Here is a 2,309-nt window from a genome sequence, read left to right as displayed (position 1 = left end):
CCGCCGGAGAACTCGTGGGGATAGCGGTGGCGGTGGGACGCGTTCAGGCCGACCATCTCGAGGAGCTCGACGACCCGCTCGGTGCGGTGTGAAGCTGGCACGAGGTCGCTGTGGATCTGGAGCGGTTCCCGGAGGATCGCATCGACGGTCATCCGCGGGTTGAGGGCCGAGTAGGGGTCCTGCAGCACGATCTGGATCCGTCGACGCAGTCGCCGGTCTGCCTTGGGGCTGGTCCCCCACCTGTCGTTGCCGACCGAGATGGTTCCGCTGGTGGGGGGCTCGAGGTTGGTCAGGAGCGAGGCGAGCGTGCTCTTGCCGCAGCCGGACTCGCCGACGAGGGCGAGACACTCCCCCGTTCGCAGCTCGACGTCGACGCCGTCGACGGCCTTGATGGCGAGCTTGCGGCCGCGGATGCCCGGTTCGCGGGCCGGGTAGTGCTTGATGAGGCCGGTCGCATTCACGAGCACGTCAGATGACGTCGACATGAAGCAGCTCCTCCACTCTCAGGCAGGCGGCCTGCCGGTCGGGCGTCTGGTGCTCGAGCACGGGCCGTGTGTTTCGGCACTCGGGCTGCGCGAGCGGGCATCGCGGGGCGAACAGGCAGCCGGTGGGTCGATGGGCCGGGTCGGGCAGGCCGCCGGGGATGGGGGTACGGGCGCCCGCTTGGTCGATGCGAGGTACCGAGGCGAGCAGGGCCCGCGTGTAGGGGTGGTTCGGCGAAGTGAGCACGTCCCGGGCGGGTCCGCTTTCCATGACGGAGCCGGCGTACATGACGACGACATGGTCGGCGATCTCGGCCGCGACGCCGACGTCGTGGGTGATGAAGAGCAGGCCGGTGCCGGAGTCGGCCAGGCGTCGGAACAGCTGGAGGATCCCCGACTGGACGGTGACGTCGAGTGCGGTAGTGGGCTCGTCGGCGATGAGCACCTGCGGGTCGAGGGAGAGCGCCATGGCGATGACGATGCGCTGGCGCATGCCGCCGGAGATTTGGTGCGGGTAGTCGCGCGCGCGGCGCTCTGGGTCGGGGATCGCGACGTCGCGCATGAGGTCGACGGCGCGGGCCCAAGCCTCTCGGCGGCCGAGCCCGCGATGGACGCGGAACATCTCGGCGATCTGGGCTCCGACTCGCTGTACCGGGTTGAGCGCGCTGAGTGAGTCCTGGAAGACCATTGCCATCTGCTCACCACGGGCCTGCCGCATGGCGGGGCCGTTGCCGAGCAGGTCGACCCCGGAGAGGCGGATGGTCCCTGCGGTGATGTGCGCGGTGGGCTCGAGCAGGCCCATGGCGGCTTTGGCAGTGACGCTTTTGCCGGACCCGGACTCGCCGAGCACGACGACACATTCGCCGGGGTGCACGTTGAGCGAGAGGGCTTCTACGGCGTGGACCCGCCTGCCCCCACGGGAACGGAACTCGACGGCCAGGTTGTCGACCTCGAGGAGGGCGGGCGCCGTGGCGGGCCGCGCGAAAGCTGGGGTCATGGAGTCACCGGCTCTTCGGGTCGAGGATGTCGCGCACCGCGTCGCCGACCAGTACGAAGCTGAGGACGGTGACGCAGAGGAACAGGGACGGGTAGATCAGCAGGTTGGGGTTGCTGTTGAAGTAGCTCTGCGCCGTGTTCAGCTGCACACCCCACGAGATTGAGGGGGCTTTCAGGCCCACACCGAGGTAGGTCAGGCTCGCCTCGCCGGCGATGATCCCGCCGACGGTGAGGCTGGCAAGGACGAGTACGGGGGCGAACGCGTTGGGCAGGATGTGCCGGAACATGATCCGCAGGTTCGAGGCACCCAGGGCGCGGGCGGCCTTGATGTAGTCGAGGTTCTTCGTGGCGATGACCGTCGAGCGCATGAGGCGCGTCATGGTCGGCCAGGAGAACGCGGCCAGGGTCGCGGAGACGGCCCAGATGCCGTGGGAGCCGAGCGCGGTGAGGATGACGATGGCGGCGACCATGAACGGGAATCCGTAGAAGACGTCGATCACTCTGCCGAGGGCAAGGTCGACGATGCCGCCGTAGTAGCCGGCGACCAGGCCCAGGGCGATGGCGATGGCGGTGGACGAGGCGGTGACGACGATGGCGATGGTGATCGAGGGCCGGGCGCCGTGGACGACCTGGGTGTAGAGGTCGCAGCCTTGGATGTCGAACCCGAACGGGTGGCCGGGGGCGCTCTGGATGCCGCTTCGGTTCAGGTCGCAGTCGTAGGGGTCGCCGTGGCCGAACAGGCCCGCGATCGGTCCGGGAAAGGCGGCCATGAGGATGAGGAGCAGGACCAGGAAGCCGGGGACCGCGAAGCGCGGCCGGGTCACGAGGTCC

The 2,309-nt window shown here is 69.1% G+C and carries 3 protein-coding genes; all 3 read right to left on the bottom strand.

All coding sequences use genetic code 11. From position 1 onward, the window contains the following. Positions 1-485: ATP-binding cassette domain-containing protein (locus N864_RS21560; RefSeq protein ID WP_034722294.1), on the bottom strand; the 485-nt coding region annotated here is incomplete at its 3' end. Beyond that, positions 469-1,479, bottom strand: a complete 1,011-nt coding sequence (locus N864_RS21555; protein ID WP_034722290.1) for an ABC transporter ATP-binding protein — start codon at positions 1,477-1,479, stop codon at positions 469-471. The genes N864_RS21555 and N864_RS21560, both read right to left, overlap by 17 nt. A gap of 4 nt (positions 1,480-1,483) precedes the next feature. Then, positions 1,484-2,309, bottom strand: an 826-nt coding sequence (locus N864_RS21550; RefSeq protein ID WP_051518909.1) for an ABC transporter permease, incomplete at its 5' end; no start/stop codon positions are given.

The sequence above is a fragment of the Intrasporangium chromatireducens Q5-1 genome (genome assembly GCF_000576575.1).
GTDB lineage: Bacteria > Actinomycetota > Actinomycetes > Actinomycetales > Dermatophilaceae > Intrasporangium_A > Intrasporangium_A chromatireducens.
Note: the sequence above shows the minus strand (reverse complement) of the source record. Positions and strands in the feature narration are given on the sequence as shown.